The organism is Acinetobacter sp. YH16052 (genome assembly GCF_013417155.1).
In the GTDB taxonomy this organism is placed as follows: domain Bacteria; phylum Pseudomonadota; class Gammaproteobacteria; order Pseudomonadales; family Moraxellaceae; genus Acinetobacter.
Window position 1 is genome coordinate 1 of record NZ_VPEO01000180.1, and the last position, 1181, is coordinate 1181.

Below are 1181 nucleotides of genomic sequence, written 5' to 3' on the forward strand. Positions count from 1 at the left end.
TCTCTGTACACGACAAATTTCACAGAACCCTTATCCTATCAGGATTCTGCTTTCTTAAAATTGCCAAAATTTCCTTAAACTCTTCTTTTTTCCCAAAACCAATTAAACGCTGAATCGCCATTTGAACATAGTCTAAACCATAGCGAAATAAACTCATTGAGAGTCGTCCATGCTTCTTTATTTTTATCGCTTTTTTTTGATTATGTTGCCATTCACCCGTTAAGTAACACCAACAGAAGCTTATAGCTAACACCGCAATCAATTTTTTCACTCGTCTAGGGTCTGTCAAGCGCGTATTTTCAAGATTAAACCCGCGTCCTTTGAGACAACTGAATAAGGTTTCAATTTCCCAGCGTAATGCATAATCCTGAATAGCATTGGCATTAAACTGAGGAGAAACGACGAGTAAAAGCTCTCCATTTTCTAACTGTAGTGCACTTATATATAGTTTCACCCGACCAACCAAAATCCGTCGTTTACGACATTCAATTTGACCAACTTTAAGATGGCGAAATAAATCACTAATTTTATGATTCTTTCCTAAATGATTGGTGACAATGAAGTTTTTTTAACACGAATGCAGAAGTTGATGTCTTGTTCAATTAACCATGTAAACCACTGCTCACCGATAAACTCTCTGTCTGCGAACACATTCACAATACGGTCTTTACCAAAAATGGCTATAAAGCGTTGAATCAAAGCAATACGCTCTTTCGTATCTGAATTTCCACGTTTATTAAGCAATGTCCAAAGGATAGGTATCGCTATTCCACGATAAACGATTGCGAGCATCAGGATATTAATATTTCGTTTTCCCCATTTCCAATTGGTTCTATCTAAAGTCAGTTGCACTTGGTCGAATGAAAACATATTGAAAATCAACTGAGAAATTTGACGATAATCAAAATACTGACCTGCAAAGAAGCGCTGCATACGTCGATAAAATGATTGTGGTAAACACTTGATGGGCAAGGCTTTAGATGCAGAAGAAAGATTACATGTTTGCTTTAAAATAATCACAAGCATGATGAGCGCAAAGCACTTTAAATGTGACTTGTTCCATTTTAGAGATTTGTTTAAGATAAGATATAACTCATTGAGATGTGTCATAGTATTCGTCGTTAGAAAACAATTATTGTGACATTATTTCAATGAGTTATCTATTTTTGTCGTGTACAGAG

The 1181-nt window shown here is 35.7% G+C and carries 1 protein-coding gene; it reads right to left on the reverse strand.

The features are described from left to right. Window positions 1-19 precede the first annotated feature (19 nt). Window positions 20-1110, reverse strand: a protein-coding gene (locus FTV42_RS17110) for an IS4-like element ISAba1 family transposase (RefSeq protein WP_085940648.1) whose coding sequence is annotated in 2 segments (ribosomal slippage) — window positions 20-570 and window positions 570-1110 — 1092 coding nt in all. Because the reading frame shifts where the segments join, the coding sequence is not laid out codon by codon here. Window positions 1111-1181 lie beyond the last annotated feature (71 nt).